Raw genomic sequence first — 17,616 nt, 5'->3', positions numbered from 1 at the left:
GAACACCACGGCGCCGGGCGTGGCGGCGACGTTCACGCCCAGTTCGAAGTTATTGGGCGCGCGCCGGGAGACGAGCCCCTGCCCCGCCCCCACGTCCTCCAGCAGGTTGGACAGGCCGGTCAGCAGGTTCAGGCCGCCGCTTTCAATGGTGCGCCGCGCCACATCGGGATTGGTGTGCGCGAAGTTGGTCGGCGCGAGCGCATTCATCATCTGGCGGCTGGCGAAGTCGACCTGGGCGCGGGTCTCTTCATCGACCGGCGCCGTGGCCACGAATTCCTGGATCTGCTTCGCGGCCAGCAGGTAGCTCTGCTTCAGGTAGTCGTAGACCGGCTCGTCGGTCCAGGCGGGGCTGGAAAACCGGCGGTCGCCCTTGGCCGGGGCCGCGACCGGCGTGACGTCCTGGCCCATCGCCCGCTCGCCCATGGTGCGCCACAGGGCGGTCCAGTCGTTCCAGTTCTTCGCCTGCGCCTCGAACAGCGCGGTCGGCTGCATCATCACCGCCGCGTTAAAGTCGAACATCGCCTTGGCGAAGGTGGTCGGGTCGTAGGGAAGGCTCTTCGGCGAGGCGGCCTGCATCATGGTCGTACGGGTCGCCGCCGCCGCGTTCTGCATCAAGGTCGTCAGCGTCTCCGCCACCGCGGCGGGATCGGGCGCGGCGGGCGTCGGGTACGGCGTGGATGTCATGCTCAGGCCTTGGCGGGCAGGGAGACGAGAACGTCGACGGCGGCGCAGTCACTGGGCGCCACGAACAGCAACGCCAGAGCGCGGTCGGGGTTCTCCCGCGTCCACTCCGGGCATAGCGCCGCGGCCATGTCGAGACGGTGCTCGGTGCGGGCGGCGGGAGCGAAGGCGAGGGAGTCGAAGGCCATGACGGGTTCTCGGCTGCGGGGGCGGCGGGTGAGCGAACGCTGTATGGCATGGCTTTATTGGTCTGACGATGCCATGTTTCGCGCTTCCATTCTGCATTTTTGCTTAGGGCGCGATGACTGACTTCAACTGGAACGACCTGCGCGCCTTCCTCGCCGTCGCTCGCACGGGCCGGTTGACGACGGCCGCGCCCCGCATTGGCATGGATCACACCACTGTCGCCCGGCGTATCGCCGCGCTGGAGGAAGGACTGGGGGCGCGTCTTTTCGCGCGCAGCCCGCAAGGCTATGCCCTTACCGTTCATGGAGAACGGCTGCTGCCGACCGCTGAGAAGATCGAGAGCCTGGCCATGCTGGCCGGCGCCGAACTGGGCGAAGCGGATCAAGCCGTGACCGGCACGGTCCGCATCGGGGCGCCGGAAGGCTTCGGCAGCTATGTTCTGGCGCCCCTCATGGCGCGCCTCGCCGACCGGCATCCCGCCCTTGACATCCAGTTGGTGGCCATCCCCGGCGTGCTCAGCCTGTCGAAGCGCGAGGCCGACGTGGCGGTGACGCTCAGCGCGCCCCGCGAGGGCCGGCTCGTGTCGCGCAAACTGACCGACTACCGCCTCAGCCTCTACGCGGCTCCGTCCTATCTGGCGGCTCGCCCGCCCATCGTGACGCGCGCCGACATGCAGGGCCAGCGCTTCATCGGCTACATCGGCGACCTGCTCTACGCGCCCGAGCTCGACTATATGGAGGCGCCCGACGTCGACATCCGCGTTGGTCTGCAGAGCTCCAACCTCATCGCCCAGCTTCAGGCCTGCCTCGCCGGGGCGGGGCTATGCGTGCTTCCTGACTTCATCGCCGCGCGGGAGACCGGTCTGGTCCGGGTCCTGCCCGACGCGGTCGCGTTGGAGCGCAGCCTGTGGCTGGTGGTCCACGCGGACCTGCGCAGTCTGGCGCGCGTCCGGGCCGCCATGGAGATGATCGTCGAGGCCGTGAAGGCGGACCCGGTCTTTCGGACCTAGATCCCCCTCCCCGTCTTTCCGGGGCCGCGCAGCGGAACCCGGAACCCAGGGGATCAGGCTCCGGCCGTAGCAAATAGCCGTGCCCAGACCTCTGAATTCCGGGTTCTGAGTCCGTCTGCGCCGGCCTCAGCCCCGGAAGGACGACAATGAGAACTCAGACCAGTCGGCTCTGGACCAGCGCCGCCTCGATGAAGCCGGCGAACAGCGGGTGCGGGGCGAACGGGCGGCTCTTCAGCTCGGGGTGATACTGCACGCCGATGAACCAAGGATGGTCCTCGCGTTCCACGGTCTCGGGCAGCACCCCGTCCGGCGACAGGCCGGCGAAGGTCAGGCCGCCCTTCTGCTCGACCGCTTCGCGGTAGTTGATGTTGACCTCGTAGCGATGGCGGTGCCGCTCGCTGATCGTGGTCGAGCCGTACATCTGCGCGATCTTCGACCCGGGCTTGAGCGTCGAGTCATAGGCGCCCAGCCGCATCGTGCCGCCCATGTCGCCGCCCTGCTGGCGCAGCACCCGCTGGTTGCCTTGGGTCCACTCTGTCATCAGCCCGACGACCGGCTCCGACGTGGGGCCGAACTCGGTCGAAGAGGCCTTTGGATAACCGGCCAGGTTCCGCGCCGCCTCGATCACCGCCATCTGCATGCCGAAGCAGATGCCGAAATAGGGAATCTTGCGCTCGCGGGCGAAGCGGGCCGCCTCGATCTTGCCCTCGGAGCCGCGCTCCCCAAAGCCGCCGGGGACCAGAATTGCGTGGGCGGCCTGCAGGCGTGCGTCGCACGCCTCGCGGTCGCCCTCGAACGTCTCGGCTTCGACCCAGTCGATGTTGACCTTGACGTTGTTGGCCACCCCGCCGTGATGCAGCGCCTCAATGAGGGATTTGTAGGCGTCCTTGAGCACCGTATACTTGCCGACCACGGCCACGGTGACCTCGCCGTCCGGCTGCTGCCGGCGACGGGCGATCTCCTGCCACATCGACAGGTCGGGCGCGGGGGCGTCGGTCAGGCCGAAATGGGCCAGCACCTCGGCGTCAAGGCCTTCGCGGTGATAGTCCAGCGGCACGGCGTAGATGTCGTTGGAGTCCATGGCCTGGATGACGCCGCTTTCGCGCACGTTGCAGAACAGGCCGATCTTGCGCTTCTCCTCGGGCGGTATCGGGAACTCGCAGCGGCACAGCAGGATGTCCGGCTGTATGCCGATCGAGCGCAACTCCTTGACCGAGTGTTGCGTCGGCTTGGTCTTCATCTCCCCCGCCGTCTTGATAAAGGGCAGCAGGGTCAGGTGGACGAAGCACGACTGCCCGCGCGGCAGGTCCTGCCCCAGTTGGCGGATGGCCTCGAAGAACGGCAGGCCCTCGATGTCGCCGACCGTGCCGCCGATCTCGACCAGCACGAAGTCCACGTCCTCGCCCGCATCCGTCATCGCCGGGGTCAGGCAGAAGGATTTGATCTGGTCGGTGACGTGCGGAATGACCTGAACCGTCGCGCCCAGATAGTCGCCGCGCCGTTCCTTTTCGAGGATGGTGGAATAGATCCGGCCGGTGGTGATGTTGTCCGACTTGGCCGCCGACACGCCGGTGAAGCGCTCGTAGTGGCCCAGGTCGAGGTCGGTCTCGGCCCCGTCGTCGGTGACGAAGACCTCGCCGTGCTGGTAGGGGCTCATCGTGCCCGGATCGACGTTCAGATAGGGGTCCAGCTTGCGCAGGCGGACCTTGTAGCCCCTTGCCTGCAGCAATGCGCCAAGCGCGGCGGAGGCGAGGCCTTTTCCCAATGAGGAAACCACGCCGCCGGTGATGAACACGTAACGGGCCATGGGAGATCACTCTACCGCCGATTCGGGCGGTGTATCGCGGAGACTATGAGGGCGGGAGAGGAAGGCGGGGATAAGCGCCCCGCCCACCTTATTGCGCCGGGGCGGGCTGGGCCGGAGCGGGAGCCGCCGCCTGAGCGGGAGCCGCCGACACGCCCGACAGGCTCGACTCCAGGTTCTGCAGCGACGGGGCCGCCGGCTGGGCCGGAGCCGAAGGATCGGCGGTCGGCGCGGTCGTCGGGGTGGTCGGCGCGATGAGCTCGCCGATGTCGTCGGCGTTCACGATCGACTGGTTCGCACGCTCGACGTTGCCCAGGATCGTCAGGCCGATCGCGCAGAGGAAAAACAGGACGGCCAGCACCCAGGTCGTCTTGGTCAGCAGGTTGCCGGCGCCGCGCGCCGTCATGAAGCCCGACGGTCCGCCGCCCATGCCCAGCGCGCCGCCTTCGGAGCGCTGAATCAGGATCACGCCGGCGAGCGCGACCGAGATGAGGATCATGGCGACGAGGAGAATGGTCTGGAGCATGGCAGCCGATATGTGTGGCGCGGAACCGCGCCGATCAAGCGGCGGCGTCTAACATCGATGCGAAGCGGGAGCAAACGGGAGAAGGCAGTAGGCAGCAGGCGGCAGGAGAAGGCGGAGCGGTTGTCGCTGCGGCGCGTCGACCATGAGCCGGGCCGGCGAGACGACGACCTGCCGCCTGCCTGCCGCCTGCTGCCTTACGCCCCGCGGATGATCCCGAGGAAGTCGGCAGCCTTCAGCGAAGCGCCGCCCACCAGTGCGCCGCCGACCTCCGGCACGGCCAGAATGTCGCGCGCATTGTCCGGCTTCACCGAGCCGCCGTACAGGATCGGCGTCGCAGAGATCCCAAGGCCCAGCCGTTCGATCATGGCCGAACGGACGGCGCGATGGACCTCCTCGATCTGCTCCAGCGTCGGCGTCAGGCCTGTGCCGATTGCCCAGACCGGCTCGTAGGCGACGGCGAAGTCCCGGCCGGTCAGCGCCAGCGGCAACGACGCCATGACCTGCGAGCGCACGATCTCGACCGCCCGCCCCGCCTCGCGCTGCTCCAGGGTCTCGCCGACGCAGACGATCGGCGCCAGGCCGGCGTCCAGCGCGGCGGCGGCCTTCGCAGCCACGAGAGCGTCCGACTCGCCGTACCCCTGCCGCCGCTCCGAGTGCCCGAGGATCACGAGCCCCGCGCCCGCATCCTTCAGCATCGACGCCGACAGGTCGCCCGTGAAGGCGCCGTGCGTTTCGGCTCGGCAGTCCTGCCCTCCGATCTCGATCGGACTTCCGGAGGCCGCCCGGGCCATGCGCTCGATCAGGGTCGCGGGCGGACACAGGGCGACCCGGCAACTCGCCGGCGCCTCCGCCAAGGCGGCGCGCAGGGCCTCGACCTCGGCCAAGGCGGCGGCGACCCCGTTCATCTTCCAATTGCCGGCGACGAGTTTCATGGACTGTTGCATGGCGCGCCTTCTAGGCGGCGCCACAGGCCAAGCCAAGCCGTCGGCGCCATTGTCTTGCCGTGCGGGGCGGTCACCCCCTATAGGCCAAGACGCCACCGTTGCCGCTGCTCCGCCAGGACCGACCATGCTCACCGCCTTCCGCGCCTTCGCCAAATCCAAATGGGCCGTCGGTCTGCTGGTCCTGCTCGCCCTGGGCCTCGTCGTCACCGGCGGAAGCCAGATGGACGTGCTGGCCAACGTCGGGCCCAAGAACGTGGTCAGCGCCGGCGACCGCAGCGTCAGCCCGGCCGAGTTCCGCGCCGAGATGGACCGCATCCTGCAACAGTCGCAGGAGCAGGCCGGCCGCGCCCTGACGTTCGAGGAACTGATCGGCGAAGGCGGCCTCACGCAGTACCTCCAGCAAAAGGCCCAGCAGATGGGCTTCCTGAACTGGGCCTGGAACGCCGGCATCCGTCCGGGCAAGGACCTGATCCTGCGTGAAATCCGGCAGGCCCCGGGATTCTTCGATTCGGTCACCGGCAAGTTCGACGAGAACCAGTACCGGGCCAAGCTGGCTGAAAACAACGCCACGCCCGAGATGTTCGAGGAACAGCTGCGCGACCAGTACGCCACCCAACACTATGGCTCCGCCCTCGGCGCCGGCCTGCGCCTGCCGCGCATCTACGGGGCCGTTCTGGCCAGCCAGGCGCTGGAGACGCGCGACGCTCGCTGGTTCGCGGTGACACAGGCCATGGCCGGCACGGCCGCGGCGCCGACCGACGCCCAACTCACCGCCTTTATGAACCAGAACGCCGCGGAGCTGCGGCTCCCGGAGTCCCGCACCGCCTCGGTGGTCCTCTTCGACGGCGGAGAAGCCGCCACGGCCGCGATCTCCGACGCCCGTATCCAGGAGCGGTTCAACTTCCGCCGCGACGCGCTGTCGCTGCCCGAGCGGCGGACTTTCGTGACGCTGACCGCGCCCAACCGCGCCGCCGCCGACCGCATCGCCGCCGCGCTTCGGGCCGGACAGGCGCCGGACGAGGTCGCCCGCGCCAACAACATCCAGCCCGCCAGCTACGCCGAGACCCCCCGCAGCGCCCTGGGCGATCCGGCGGTGGCTGGAGCCGTGTTCGGCCTCGCCGCCAACGAGGTGTCGGCTCCGGTGCAGGCTTCGGTCGGCTTCGTCGTCGCCAAGGTGACCGCGATCCAGCCGGGCCGCGCCGCCACGCTGGCGGACGTGCGCGAACAGGTCGTTCAGGAACTGCGTGCGGAAGACGCGCGCGCCGCCGTCTACCGCCGCGTCGAGGCCTATGAGAAGGCTAGGTCCGACGGCAAGACGCTCGATCAGGCCGTCCGCGAGGTCGGCGCACGCATCATCCAGGTTCCTGCCATCCGCGAGGACGGCAAGCTGCGCAACGGGCAGGACATCAACCCTCCGCTGCCGCCGCAACTCGTCGAGACGATGTGGAGGCTCGGCAAGGGGGCTGAGAGCGAGGTCGTCGACATGGGCCAGGGCCAGTATTTCGTCGTTCGCGTGGACGAGGTCCTGCCGGCCTCCCTGCCGCCGTTGGACGCCGTGCGCGCCCCGCTGGCGCAGCAATGGGTCCTGCGCGAGAACGCACGGCTGCTGACCACCCGCGTGAACGCCCTGGCCGCCCGTGTGCGCGGCGGCGAAGATCTCGCGGCGGTGGCCGCCTCGGCCGGCGCCACGGTGCAGACCGGGTCCGGTCTCAACCGCCAGTCGGCGCAGCAATACGGTCAGGGCGTGCTCGCCGGGGCCTTCAGCTCCGGTCGCGGCGAGGTCTTCTCCCAGCAGAACACCGCCGACAGCCATGTCATCGGCCGCACCGAGCGGATCATCTCGGCGCCGGCCGTCCTCGCCGCCCCGGCCGCCGAGCAGTTCCGGCAGCGCATGGCCGGCGACAGCGTGAACGCCGTCGGCGAGCTGGCGATCAAGGCCGCGGGGGAGCGCTCGAAGGCCCGCTACGACGAGGCGCTGGCGCGCGAGACCCTCGGTCTCCCGGCCGAAGCCGCGCCCGCGGCCGCTGGAACGGCGCCGCGGCCCGCTCCCGCCCAGGGGCAATGACGCCCGAGACATCGTCCGAGTTCGCGGGGTTCCAGCGGGCCTGGACGGCGGGCCGTCCGCAGGTGGTCGTGCGGCGGCTCGTGGACGATCTGGAGACGCCCGTCTCGGCCTTCCTCAAGGTCGGCTACGGCCGCCCCTATGCGGTGTTGCTGGAGTCGGTCGAAGGCGGGGCGGTCAACGGCCGCTATTCGATCATCGCGCGCGACCCCGACGTCGTCTGGCGCTGCCGCGACGGGCGGGCGGAATCGGCGCGCCGGGCCGACCTCGTCGCTGGACGGTTCACGGCCGAGCCTGGCGACGCCCTCTCATCTCTCCGCGCCTTGATGTCGAGGTCGCGGTTCGACCTTCCGGACGGCCTGCCGCCGATGGCCGCGGGGCTGTTCGGCGTATTCGGCTATGACATGGTGCGGCTGCTCGAGCCACTGGGCGCGCCCAATCCCGACCCGCTGGACCTGCCGGACGCCGTACTGACGCGGCCGTCCTTGGTCGCCATCTTCGACTCCGTCCAGCATGAGATCGTCCTGGCCGCCGCCGCCTTTCCGGACGGCGGCTCCGACGCAGCGACGGCTTTCGCCGCCGCGATCCAACGGCTCGACCAGTTCGAGGCCGAGCTGCGCGCCCCCCTGCCCCTGTTGCCGTCGGCGGGAATCTCGGCGGCGGCGGAGTTCGCCTCCCCCGTCGACGCCGCGGACTACACGGCGCTTGTGGAGCGGGCCAAGGACTACATCGGCGCCGGAGATATCTTCCAGGTCGTGCTCAGCCACCGCTTCGCAGGCGCTTGGCGGGGCGATCCGTTCGCCTTCTACCGCTCGCTGCGGCGCTCGAACCCCTCGCCGTATCTCTTCTTCCTCGACTTCGGCGAGTTCCAGCTGGCGGGTTCGAGCCCGGAGATCCTGGTGCGCCTGAAGGATGGCCGGGTCACCATCCGGCCGCTGGCGGGCACGCGGCCCCGCGGCGACACGGCCGAGGCCGATCGGGCCCTCGAAGCAGAGCTGCTGGCGGATCCCAAGGAGCGCGCCGAGCACCTGATGCTGCTCGATCTGGGCCGCAACGACGTGGGCCGCGTGGCGGCGCCGGGCACGGTCGAGGTGATGGAGAGCTTCCGCATCGAGCGCTACAGCTCGGTCATGCACATCGTCTCGGAGGTTCAGGGCGACGCCCGCGCCGGCCTCGACGCCGTGGACGCCCTGCTGGCCGCCCTCCCCGCCGGCACCCTGTCGGGCGCGCCCAAGGTGCGGGCCATGGAGATCATCGACGAGCTGGAGAGCGTGAAGCGCGGCGTCGGCTACGGCGGCGGCGTCGGCTACATCTCGGCCGGCGGCGAGGCCGACATCTGCATCGTCCTGAGGACCGCGCTCTTCGCGGACGGCAAGATCCACATTCAGGCGGGAGCCGGCGTGGTCGCCGACAGCGACGCGGCGGCCGAATACGCGGAGACGCTGGCAAAGGCCCGCGCTCCCATGCGCGCGGCCGAAGACGCCTGGCGCTATCCCTGCCCGGCGTCCCAGGACTGATTCGAAGCGGGCGGTTCGTCGAACCGCACGCCTGGCCCCAGCACCATGACCCCGGCCATCAGCATCGCGGCCGACGCCGCCAGCGCGGCGGCGCCCAGAGCCGCCCACGGGCTCGCTGCGCCGTGCGCGGGCGTCAGCAGCCGTCGGGCCTTGTGAATGCTGGTCTCGGCCACGGACGTCCTCCCCCGGATTCCTCCAGTTCGGGCGAGTTTGGTTAATGCCGGGTTACCCGCGCAAACCCTTGGCGCGCGGCGGTCCAGACCCTAGAAGCCGAACCATGATCCTCGTCGTCGACAACTACGACAGCTTTACCTGGAACCTCGTTCACTACCTCGCCGAGCTGGGCGCGGAGACGAAGGTGGTTCGCAACGACGACCTGACGGCGGCCGAGGCATGGGCGCTGAAGCCAGAGGCGGTGCTGCTTTCCCCCGGCCCCTGTTCACCTAACGAGGCGGGGATATGCCTGTCGGTGCTGGAGACCGCGCCGCTGGACATGCCCATTTTCGGCGTCTGCCTTGGCCACCAGGCCATGGGACAGGCGTTCGGCGGCGAGGTGATCAGGGCGCAGTCACTCATGCACGGCAAGACCTCGCCGATCGAGCACGACGGTCAGGGCGTGTTCCGCGGCCTGCCCTCGCCCTTCACCGCCACCCGCTACCATAGCCTCGCCGTTCGCCGGGACGCCCTGCCCGACGTGCTGGAGGTCACTGCCTGGACCGCCGACGGCGAGATCATGGGGCTCGCCCACAGGACCCGCCCGATCCACGGCGTCCAGTTCCACCCGGAATCCATCGCCACCGAGCACGGCCACGACCTGCTGGCCAACTTCCTCGACCTCGCCAACGTGCGCCGCACGGCGATGGTCTGAGATGGCCGACGGTTTCAAACCCTTACTGGCCAAACTGGTGGACGGCCGCGTGTTGTCGGCCGAGGAGGCCCATGATTTCTTCTCCGCCTGCCTGCGCGGGGAGCCGACTCCGGCGCAGGTCGCGGCGGCGGTCACGGCCCTGCGCATTCGTGGCGAGACGGTGGAAGAGATCGCCGCCTTCGCCACCGCCATGCGCGACGCGGCCCTGACGCTGGACCACCCGTACGACGTCATCGACACCTGCGGCACCGGCGGCGACGGCCAGCACACCTACAACATCTCGACCGCGGCGGCGCTGGTGCTGGCGGGCGCCGGATTGAAGGTCGCCAAGCACGGCAACCGCGCCCTGAGCTCGAAGTCGGGCTCGTCGGACGTTTTGGCCGCGCTGGGCGTCAACCTGGCCGCGACCCCAGCCCAGCAGCGACGCTCGCTGGACCGCGCCGGCATCGCCTTCCTGTTCGCCCCCGCCTACCACGGGGCCATGCGCCATGTCGGGCCGGTGCGGGCCGAGATCGGTTTCCGCACGGTTTTCAACCTTTTGGGACCGCTTTCAAACCCGGCGTCGGCAAAGCGGCAGGTCATGGGGGTCTATGATCCGCGCCTGCTCCAGCCGCTCGCCGAGGTGCTCGGCCGCCTTGGCGCGACGCGGGCATGGACCGTCCACGGACAGGGCCTTGACGAACTCACCACCACCGGCGTGACCGAGGTGGCGGAATGGAAGGACGGCGCCGTCCGCAGCTTCACCATCACTCCAGAGGACGCCGGCCTGGCGCGCGCCGACATCGCAGACCTGCGCGGCGGCGACGCCGAGGAGAACGCCGCGGCCCTGCGCGCCCTGCTGGACGGAGCCCGAGGCGCGTATCGCGACGTGGTCCTGCTCAATGCGGCGGCAGCGCTGGTTGTGGCGGATCGGGCGGTAGACCTGGCGGAAGGCGCAGCCATGGCGGCGACCGTGATCGACGACGGCAGAGCCGCCAAAGCCCTGGCCGAACTGGTCGATGCCACCAACGTCGAGACCGAGGCCCCGGAATGACCTCGACAATACAAGCCCTTCCCCTCAAGGGGGAAGGGTTGGGATGGGGTGGAGGCAGTATCTTTCCGGTCGCGCTCAAACGGGAGCCGGCCCTGTCTACCGCGCCATTCGCACCACGTCCTGCAGCAGTCTGCCAGCACCCCATCCCCAACCCTTCCCCGTCGAGGGGAAGGGAGTCCGCGCGGGGCCCTGTTCAAAAATGACAGACGTGCTCGAGCGGATCGCCGCCTACAAGCGGGTGGACGTGGTCGCGCGCAAGGCGGCCCTGTCGCAGGACGCGGTCGAGGCGCTGGCGCGGCTCGCCAGCCCGCCTCGCGGTTTCCGAACGGCGTTGCTGTCTGAGTTCGAACGAACGGGCCGCCCCGCCCTGATCGCCGAGATCAAGAAGGCCAGCCCGTCCAAGGGCGTCATCCGCGCGGACTTCGATCCGCCCGCGCTGGCGCAAGCGTATGAGCGTGGCGGCGCGACCTGCCTGTCGGTGCTCACCGACGGCCCCAGCTTCCAGGGCGACGACGCCTTCCTGCGTCAGGCCCGCGAAGCGACCGCCCTGCCCTGCCTGCGCAAGGACTTCCTCGTCGACCCGTGGCAGGTGGCCGAGAGCCGGATGCTCGGCGCGGACTGCATCCTCATCATACTCGCCATGGTCGACGACGCCTTGGCCGCCGAGCTGCTGGCCGAGGCCCGCCGCTTCGCCATGGACGCCCTGATTGAGACGCACGACGCGGCGGAGATGGCCCGCGCCCGCGCGCTGGGCGGCGACCTGGTCGGGATCAACAACCGATCGCTGCGGACGTTCGAGGTCGATCTGGCGGTGACGGAACGGCTCGCGCCGCTGGCTTCTCCAGAGGCCCTGCTGGTCGCGGAAAGCGGCATCTTCACGCCGGACCACGTCCGGCGCGTTTCCGACGCCCACGCCCGGTCGATCCTCGTCGGCGAGAGCCTGATGCGGCAGGCCGATGTCGGGGCCGCAACCCGCGCGCTGCTCCGGTAACCCGACCTTAACCGGAACACCTCAGGAACACGCTGTGGACGTTTGCGGTTTGTTCCGCTACGTTTCTCGCAACGGGATTCGCCTCGAGGACATCCATGCTCACCCGCAAACAGCACGAACTCCTGATGTTCATCCACGAGCGGATCAAGGAGACCGGCGTCTCCCCCTCGTTCGACGAGATGAAGGAGGCGCTGGATCTGGCGTCCAAGTCCGGCATCCACCGGCTGATTACGGCGCTGGAGGAGCGCGGCTTCATCCGCCGCCTCGCGCACCGCGCTCGGGCCTTGGAGGTTGTGAAGCTTCCGGAACAGGCGACCGCATCGCAGCCAAGGGGCCGTCAGCCCTTCCGCCCCGATGTCATCGAGGGCGGCGGCCGCCCGATGAACGCGGAAGCGGCCAACGACACGCGCGAACTGTCCCTGATGGGCAAGATCGCCGCGGGCACGCCGATCGCGGCGATTGAGCACGAGACCGCCCGCTATCCGGTGCCGGAGTCGATGCTCGGGTCCGGCGAGCACTACATGCTTGAGATCGAGGGCGACTCGATGATCGAGGCCGGCATCCTCAACGGCGATCTGGTGGTGATCAAATCGACCGACACCGCGACCTCGGGCGACATCGTCGTGGCCTTGGTCGAAGGCGAGGAAGCCACGCTAAAGCGGCTGCGTAAGAAGGGCGGCTCGATCGCGCTGGAGCCCGCCAACCGCGCCTACGAGACCCGCATCTTCGGTCCTGATCAGGTCGAGGTGCAGGGCAAGCTGGTCGGCCTCATCCGTCGCTATCACTGACATCAACGTCCGCAGAAGCGGACGCGCTCCAAGGCCGGTCGCCGCGCACGTCGGCCGCCCATACCGCCCGCCAGCTAGCCGGCGAACCGTCCCGCCACAGCTCGACCGCGCCGCCGCGCGCATAGTCGAGGCCGTCCAGCACCAGGCGTTCGTCGCAAGACGGCGGAAGGGTTGAGGTCGCCGATCTGACGCTGACCACCGACGCCGTGCGGCACAAGGCGTCCAACTGCTCCGGGGTCGGCGCCCGGGTTCCCCACCACATCGCTAACGGAGCAGCTCCCGCTGTCTCTGGCGCGCAGGAAAAGCGGCCGCAGGTCCAGCCCTCCGCCGCTCTGGGCTCAGGGGCCACGCCGCGCCGCCGCGACCAGACATCGACGGCGAACTGCCGCACGCCGGCTCTCATCACCGTCGTCCCTCCCGCGCCGATCCAGGCCGCCTGGGTCCCGCCGTCGCCGATCCAGACGTCCGGCGCCGGATCGCGGGGCCACAGCATCACCGCCGCCGCAAGCGGCAGGCCCAGCCAGCGCAGCGGCCCGCGCCACAGACAGCAGAACAGCACCCCGAGAAACGAGATCGGCAGCACGAACTCGGGCGCGCTCGCCACCGTCCTGACCGCGCCAGGCAGGCCCGCCGTCCACCCCCCGATAGCCAGCATCAGCCCGATTCCCTTGCCCGCTAGCCACAGGAAGGGTCCGCCGAGGCCGAGCGGCTCCAGCACGGCGCCGAGCGCCAGCATCGGCATGATCAGGAAGTCCGAAACAGGCGCCGTGGCCAGGTTGGCGGCCAGACCGTACATGGCGGTGCGATTGAAGTGCTGCATGGCGAACGGCGCCGTCGCCGCGCCTGCGACGAGGCTGGCCAGCACCGCCGCGCCGACCCACGCTCCGGCGCGCTGGACGATCAGGATCGGCAGCGGAGCGGATATCTCCCTCGGCCGGCGCGGCCACGCCTCGACCAGCGCGACAAGCGCCGCTGTGGCGGCGAACGACATCTGGAACCCCGGCGTGACGATCGCTTCGGGCTGCAGCAAGAGGACCACGAACGCCGCGACCGCCAGCGCGTGCATGGTGATCGCCTGCCGGTCGAGCAGGATCGCGACGAAGGCGATCGACGCCGTGATCGCCGCGCGCTCGGCCGGCGGCGGCGCGCCCGAGATCACCAGATAGATCCCGACCGCGATCAGCCCCACGACCGCCGCCACCTTCTTGCCCGGCACGCGCAACGCGAGCCATGGGGCGGCCGCGATCAGCAGGCGCGCCAGGAAGAAGGCGAAGCCGCCCACCACCGCCATGTGCAGGCCCGAGATCGACAGGATGTGGGCCAGGCCTGAATCGCGCATGACCTCGACATCGGCCGGATTCAGCCACGCCTCCTGCCCCGTCGTCATGGCGGCGGCGATGCCGCCTGTTCTTGGCCCCAGTCGGGCGACGATACGGCGGGCGAGATCGAAGCGGACGCCGTTCACCGCCATCGCCGCCCGCACCCGCCACGGCGGCGGCGCCAGATCGGCCGTCCGCGTCTCGCCCAGCGAGAAGGCGACGCCGCCCAGGCTCTGGAAGAAGGCGTTGCGACCGAAGTCGTAGGCCCCGGGGCTGGCCGGGGCCGGCGGCGGGTTCAGGATGGCGAAGAGTCTGATCGCCTCGCCCGGAGCCGGCGCCTCGCCCCGCACGGTCGCGCGGAGGCGGGTGGGCGTCAGCTCCGGGGTCAGTCCCCGCACCCGAACAGGGGCCAGCACGACCCGGGGACCGGCCCCGCCGGGACTGTCCACATCGACGACCCAGCCCTCTATGATCGTGGGTCGCTCCAGGGCCGGCGCGATCGGCGCCGCCACCGCTTCCGTGCGCAGCTTCGCCACCGCAAGGCCTAGCGCGAAACAGGCGAACAGCATCAAGGGCAAGGTGACCGCCCGACCCCGACCGCTTCGCCGCGCCGCCTGCCAGACCGCGGCCGCCGCGACGGCCGCCATGATCGGCGGCCACAGCGGCGGTTCACTCTTCAGCGCGAAGTAAGTCGAGCAGCCGCCGCCGAACGCCACCGGCGCCCACATCCGCCAACGCAGCGTCTGGGCGGCGAGCTGCGCCTTCAGGAAGGGCCGCACCTGCGCGGCGAGGCTGGGCTTTGCTTGAGCCGGCGCTATAACGCCCGCCATGGCCTCCCCGTCCGATCCCGCACCCGCCCCCGCCCCCGCTGTCGTCACGCGCTTCGCCCCCTCGCCCACCGGCTCCCTGCACATAGGAGGCGCGCGCACGGCGCTTTTCAACTATTTGTATGCCCGGCGCCACAACGGCAAGTTCCTGGTCCGGGTCGAGGACACCGACCGCGAGCGGTCCACCGATGACGCCGTCAGAGCCATCTTCGACGGCCTTAGTTGGTTGGAGCTTTTCGCCGACGACGAGCCGGTGTTTCAGTACAGCCGCGCCGACCGCCACCGGGAGGTCGTCAACGACCTGCTGGAGCGCGGCGCGGCCTACCGTGACTTCACCTCGGCCGAGGAAACGGGCCGGCTGCGCGACGCGGCCAAGGCCGAGCGCCGAACGTTCGAATCTCCGTGGCGCGACCGGGAGCCGGGCGTCGACGACCTTTCACAGCCCCACGTCGTCCGCTTCCGCCGCCCGCTGCCGGGGCAGGTCACCGTTGACGACGAGGTCCAAGGCTCCGTCAGCTGGTCCAACGACGATCTCGACGACCTGGTGCTGCTGCGTTCCGACGGCGCGCCCACCTACAACCTCGCGGTCGTCGTCGACGACCACGACATGGGCGTCACCCACGTCATCCGCGGCGACGACCACCTGAACAACGCCGCGCGGCAGAGCCTGATCTATGACGCGCTCGGCTGGACCCGCCCGGCCTTTGCCCACATCCCGCTGATCCACGGACCGGACGGCGCCAAGCTGTCGAAGCGGCACGGGGCGCAGGCGGTGCATGAGTACGCCGCCATGGGCTACCTGCCGGAGGCCATGCGCAACTATCTGGTCCGCCTCGGCTGGGCCCACGGCGACGACGAGCTGTTCAGCGACAAACAGGCGACGGCCTGGTTCGACCTCTCGGGCATCGGCAAGGCCCCGGCCCGGCTGGACTTCGACAAGCTGGCGCACGTCAACGCCCACTGGATCCGGCTGGCCGACGACGACCGGCTGGCCAAGATGACGCTGGACGCTCACCTCGCCCGTGGTCACGCCCTGGGGGAGCATGACGAGGCCCGCCTGCTGCGGGCCATGCCCTTCGTCAAGGACCGAGCGAAAACCGTCCTCGAGCTGGCGGACCAGACGGTGTTCGCGCTCAAGATCCGTCCGCTGGCGATCTACGACAAGGCGCGTCCCATGCTGACGGGCGAGTCGGGCGAACGCATCGCTCGACTGCGCAATCGCCTCGCCCTGTTCGCAAGCTGGGATGTCTTCGCCCTCGAGGCGGAGCTGAAGGTTTTCGCCGAAGAAGAGGCCGTCGGCTTCGGCAAGATCGGCCCCGCCGTTCGCGCGGCGCTGACAGGCGACTCCGTGTCACCCGACATCGCCCGAACGCTGGCGGCGCTGGGACGAGAAGAAAGCCTCGGGCGCTTGGATGATGCGCTGCAACAGACTATCTGACACTACACACTGACCGCGACCCGACGCTTGCCCGCCGGGCCCCGCGCTTTTCAAGGGGCTGATATGACTGAACAAGCCAAGGCCGCCGGCTCGGCCACCCTCACCTACGGCGACAAGAGCGTCGATCTGCCGGTCCTGGCGGGCTCGACCGGCCCCAACGTCATCGACATCCGCAAGCTGTACGGCGCCACCGACGCCTTCACCTACGATCCCGGCTTCACCTCGACGGCCGCCTGCGAAAGCGCCCTGACCTTCATCGACGGCGATGTCGGCACCCTGCTGCACCGCGGCTATCCGATCGACCAGTTGGCCTCGCAGTCGAACTTCATCGAGGTCTGCCACCTGCTGCTGCACGGCGAGCTGCCGACCGCGTCGGAGTACGAGGCGTTCGAGCGCAGCATCACCATGCATACGATGCTGCACTCGCAGTTCGACCGCTTCTTCGAGGGCTTCCGTCGCGACGCCCACCCGATGGCCATCATGGTCGGCACCGTCGGCGCCCTGTCAGCCTTCTATCACGACAGCCTGGACATCCATGACCCGGTCCAGCGCAACATCTCGGCCATCCGCCTGATCGCCAAGATGCCGACCATCGCGGCGCGGGCCTACAAATATCACGTCGGCCAGCCGTTCGTGTCGCCGCGCAACGACCTGACCTACGCGGAGAACTTCCTGCGTATGTGCTTCGCGGTTCCGGCCGAGGACTACGAGGTCAACCCGGTTCTGGCCCGGGCCATGGACCGTATCTTCATCCTTCACGCCGACCACGAGCAGAACGCCTCGACCTCGACCGTGCGCCTGGCGGGTTCCTCGGGGGCCAACCCCTTCGCCTGCATCGCCGCCGGCATCGCCTGCCTGTGGGGCCCGAGCCACGGGGGCGCCAACGAGGAGGCGCTGAACATGCTCAAGGAGATCGGCACGCCGGACCGCATCCCCGAGTTCATCGAAGGCGTGAAGGCCAAGAAATACAAGCTGATGGGCTTCGGCCACCGCGTGTACAAGAACTACGACCCGCGCGCCAAGGTGATGCAGGAAAGCGCCTATGAGGTGCTCGAGGCCGTCGGCGATCCGAACGATCCGCTGCTGCAGGTCGCCCGCGAGCTGGAACGCGTCGCCTTGAACGACGAGTATTTCATCGAGCGCAAGCTGTTCCCGAACGTCGACTTCTATTCGGGCATCACCCTGTCGGCGATGGGCTTCCCGACCTCGATGTTCACCGTCTTGTTCGCCCTGGCCCGCACCGTCGGGTGGATCGCCCAGTGGCAGGAGATGATGGCCGACCCCGGCCAGAAGATCGGCCGCCCGCGCCAGCTCTACACCGGCCCGACCGAGCGCGACTTTGTTCCGATCCAGAACCGGGGCTGATCGGCGGCGAACGCCTCGGAGCAAAACGCCGGAGCGAGCGCTCCGGCGTTTCTGCGTTCCGGCCTGGAAGCCGATATTCGGAACGGCTGCGAAAGGTGAACAGCGGCCTGACCAAATGAGGTCGCGGCCCGGTTACAGAAATGGCCCAGCGGTTATCCGCTGGGCCATCTTTTGCTTCTGCGAGGCGCGGCTCAGTTAGCGGTAACGCGAGCGCTCCTCAGAAATCTGCGTCGTGCTGTAGGGATCAGCGTCGGGGTC

At 69.4% G+C, this 17,616-nt stretch carries 15 protein-coding genes and 1 pseudogene; 9 read left to right on the top strand and 7 right to left on the bottom strand.

Features of this window, described 5'->3' with window-relative positions; all coding sequences use genetic code 11:
• Both VGB60_RS04200 and VGB60_RS04195 read right to left on the bottom strand, forming a co-directional pair.
• Nucleotides 1-684: pseudogene (locus VGB60_RS04200) on the bottom strand (hypothetical protein); the annotation flags it as partial.
• A 2-nt stretch (nt 685-686) separates the two neighbouring features.
• Nucleotides 687-869: a hypothetical protein gene (locus VGB60_RS04195; protein WP_331037023.1), complete on the bottom strand. Its 183-nt coding sequence runs from the start codon at nt 867-869 to the stop codon at nt 687-689.
• Nucleotides 870-982: 113 nt separating this feature from the next.
• Here VGB60_RS04195 and VGB60_RS04190 point away from each other — a divergent pair, with 113 nt between their 5' ends.
• The gene (locus VGB60_RS04190) at nt 983-1,876 is read left to right on the top strand and encodes a LysR family transcriptional regulator (protein WP_331037022.1); all 894 of its coding nucleotides are present in this window, start codon (nt 983-985) and stop codon (nt 1,874-1,876) included.
• 154 nt (nt 1,877-2,030) lie between these two features.
• Here VGB60_RS04190 and VGB60_RS04185 read toward each other — a convergent pair whose 3' ends face one another.
• From VGB60_RS04185 to tpiA, 3 genes are all read right to left on the bottom strand, one after another.
• Entirely contained in the window at nt 2,031-3,683 is a 1,653-nt protein-coding gene (locus VGB60_RS04185) for a CTP synthase (RefSeq protein WP_331037021.1), read from the bottom strand.
• 88 nt (nt 3,684-3,771) lie between these two features.
• Nucleotides 3,772-4,206 carry a preprotein translocase subunit SecG gene (secG, locus tag VGB60_RS04180; RefSeq protein ID WP_331037020.1) on the bottom strand — a complete coding sequence of 145 codons (435 nt, stop codon included), beginning with the start codon at nt 4,204-4,206 and terminating at the stop codon, nt 3,772-3,774.
• 194 nt (nt 4,207-4,400) lie between these two features.
• Nucleotides 4,401-5,150, bottom strand: a complete 750-nt coding sequence (gene tpiA / locus VGB60_RS04175; protein ID WP_331037019.1) for a triose-phosphate isomerase — start codon at nt 5,148-5,150, stop codon at nt 4,401-4,403.
• A 124-nt stretch (nt 5,151-5,274) separates the two neighbouring features.
• Here tpiA and VGB60_RS04170 point away from each other — a divergent pair, with 124 nt between their 5' ends.
• Both VGB60_RS04170 and trpE read left to right on the top strand, forming a co-directional pair.
• Nucleotides 5,275-7,215: a peptidylprolyl isomerase gene (locus VGB60_RS04170; RefSeq protein ID WP_331037018.1), complete on the top strand. Its 1,941-nt coding sequence runs from the start codon at nt 5,275-5,277 to the stop codon at nt 7,213-7,215.
• Complete coding sequence (gene trpE, locus VGB60_RS04165) at nt 7,212-8,729, top strand: anthranilate synthase component I (RefSeq protein WP_331037017.1); 1,518 nt, start codon at nt 7,212-7,214, stop codon at nt 8,727-8,729. Before VGB60_RS04170 ends, trpE begins: the two co-directional genes overlap by 4 nt.
• Here trpE and VGB60_RS04160 read toward each other — a convergent pair.
• Nucleotides 8,702-8,902 carry a peptidoglycan-binding protein gene (locus VGB60_RS04160; protein ID WP_331037016.1) on the bottom strand — a complete coding sequence of 67 codons (201 nt, stop codon included), beginning with the start codon at nt 8,900-8,902 and terminating at the stop codon, nt 8,702-8,704. The genes trpE and VGB60_RS04160 overlap by 28 nt on opposite strands.
• A gap of 104 nt (nt 8,903-9,006) precedes the next feature.
• Here VGB60_RS04160 and VGB60_RS04155 point away from each other — a divergent pair, with 104 nt between their 5' ends.
• From VGB60_RS04155 to lexA, 4 genes are all read left to right on the top strand, one after another.
• On the top strand, nt 9,007-9,597 hold the full coding sequence (locus tag VGB60_RS04155; protein ID WP_331037015.1) for an aminodeoxychorismate/anthranilate synthase component II: 591 nt from the start codon (nt 9,007-9,009) through the stop codon (nt 9,595-9,597).
• A gap of 1 nt (nt 9,598) precedes the next feature.
• Nucleotides 9,599-10,630 carry an anthranilate phosphoribosyltransferase gene (gene trpD / locus VGB60_RS04150; protein WP_331037014.1) on the top strand — a complete coding sequence of 344 codons (1,032 nt, stop codon included), beginning with the start codon at nt 9,599-9,601 and terminating at the stop codon, nt 10,628-10,630.
• Nucleotides 10,631-10,829: 199 nt separating this feature from the next.
• Nucleotides 10,830-11,621, top strand: coding sequence for an indole-3-glycerol phosphate synthase TrpC (gene trpC / locus VGB60_RS04145; RefSeq protein WP_331037013.1), 792 nt, complete (start codon nt 10,830-10,832; stop codon nt 11,619-11,621).
• A 95-nt stretch (nt 11,622-11,716) separates the two neighbouring features.
• Complete coding sequence (gene lexA / locus VGB60_RS04140; RefSeq protein ID WP_331037012.1) at nt 11,717-12,409, top strand: transcriptional repressor LexA; 693 nt, start codon at nt 11,717-11,719, stop codon at nt 12,407-12,409.
• On the opposite strand, the gene VGB60_RS04135 is transcribed toward lexA, so the two are convergent.
• Nucleotides 12,390-14,558 carry a ComEC/Rec2 family competence protein gene (locus VGB60_RS04135; RefSeq protein ID WP_331037011.1) on the bottom strand — a complete coding sequence of 723 codons (2,169 nt, stop codon included), beginning with the start codon at nt 14,556-14,558 and terminating at the stop codon, nt 12,390-12,392. The genes lexA and VGB60_RS04135 overlap by 20 nt on opposite strands.
• On the opposite strand from VGB60_RS04135, the gene gltX reads away from it, so the two are divergent.
• Complete coding sequence (gltX, locus tag VGB60_RS04130; RefSeq protein ID WP_331037010.1) at nt 14,557-15,993, top strand: glutamate--tRNA ligase; 1,437 nt, start codon at nt 14,557-14,559, stop codon at nt 15,991-15,993. The two genes, VGB60_RS04135 and gltX, sit on opposite strands and share 2 nt — an antisense overlap.
• A gap of 63 nt (nt 15,994-16,056) precedes the next feature.
• On the top strand, nt 16,057-17,358 hold the full coding sequence (gene gltA, locus VGB60_RS04125; RefSeq protein ID WP_331037009.1) for a citrate synthase: 1,302 nt from the start codon (nt 16,057-16,059) through the stop codon (nt 17,356-17,358).
• Nucleotides 17,359-17,616: the final 258 nt, after the last annotated feature.

Origin of the sequence: Brevundimonas sp. (assembly GCF_036399195.1) — a bacterium.
Lineage (GTDB): Bacteria > Pseudomonadota > Alphaproteobacteria > Caulobacterales > Caulobacteraceae > Brevundimonas.
This window is presented reverse-complemented; position numbering and strand designations above follow the sequence as displayed.

What these genes read in the sequence shown, in the direction of transcription:
- VGB60_RS04195 (WP_331037023.1), bottom strand. Translation starts at nt 869, where the DNA reads ATGGCCTTCGACTCCCTCGCCTTCGCTCCCGCCGCCCGCACCGAGCAC.
- VGB60_RS04190 (WP_331037022.1), top strand. Translation starts at nt 983, where the DNA reads ATGACTGACTTCAACTGGAACGACCTGCGCGCCTTCCTCGCCGTCGCT.
- VGB60_RS04185 (WP_331037021.1), bottom strand. Translation starts at nt 3,683, where the DNA reads ATGGCCCGTTACGTGTTCATCACCGGCGGCGTGGTTTCCTCATTGGGA.
- secG (WP_331037020.1), bottom strand. Translation starts at nt 4,206, where the DNA reads ATGCTCCAGACCATTCTCCTCGTCGCCATGATCCTCATCTCGGTCGCG.
- tpiA (WP_331037019.1), bottom strand. Translation starts at nt 5,150, where the DNA reads ATGCAACAGTCCATGAAACTCGTCGCCGGCAATTGGAAGATGAACGGG.
- VGB60_RS04170 (WP_331037018.1), top strand. Translation starts at nt 5,275, where the DNA reads ATGCTCACCGCCTTCCGCGCCTTCGCCAAATCCAAATGGGCCGTCGGT.
- trpE (WP_331037017.1), top strand. Translation starts at nt 7,212, where the DNA reads ATGACGCCCGAGACATCGTCCGAGTTCGCGGGGTTCCAGCGGGCCTGG.
- VGB60_RS04155 (WP_331037015.1), top strand. Translation starts at nt 9,007, where the DNA reads ATGATCCTCGTCGTCGACAACTACGACAGCTTTACCTGGAACCTCGTT.
- trpD (WP_331037014.1), top strand. Translation starts at nt 9,599, where the DNA reads ATGGCCGACGGTTTCAAACCCTTACTGGCCAAACTGGTGGACGGCCGC.
- trpC (WP_331037013.1), top strand. Translation starts at nt 10,830, where the DNA reads ATGACAGACGTGCTCGAGCGGATCGCCGCCTACAAGCGGGTGGACGTG.
- lexA (WP_331037012.1), top strand. Translation starts at nt 11,717, where the DNA reads ATGCTCACCCGCAAACAGCACGAACTCCTGATGTTCATCCACGAGCGG.
- gltX (WP_331037010.1), top strand. Translation starts at nt 14,557, where the DNA reads ATGGCCTCCCCGTCCGATCCCGCACCCGCCCCCGCCCCCGCTGTCGTC.
- VGB60_RS04135 (WP_331037011.1), bottom strand. Translation starts at nt 14,558, where the DNA reads ATGGCGGGCGTTATAGCGCCGGCTCAAGCAAAGCCCAGCCTCGCCGCG.
- gltA (WP_331037009.1), top strand. Translation starts at nt 16,057, where the DNA reads ATGACTGAACAAGCCAAGGCCGCCGGCTCGGCCACCCTCACCTACGGC.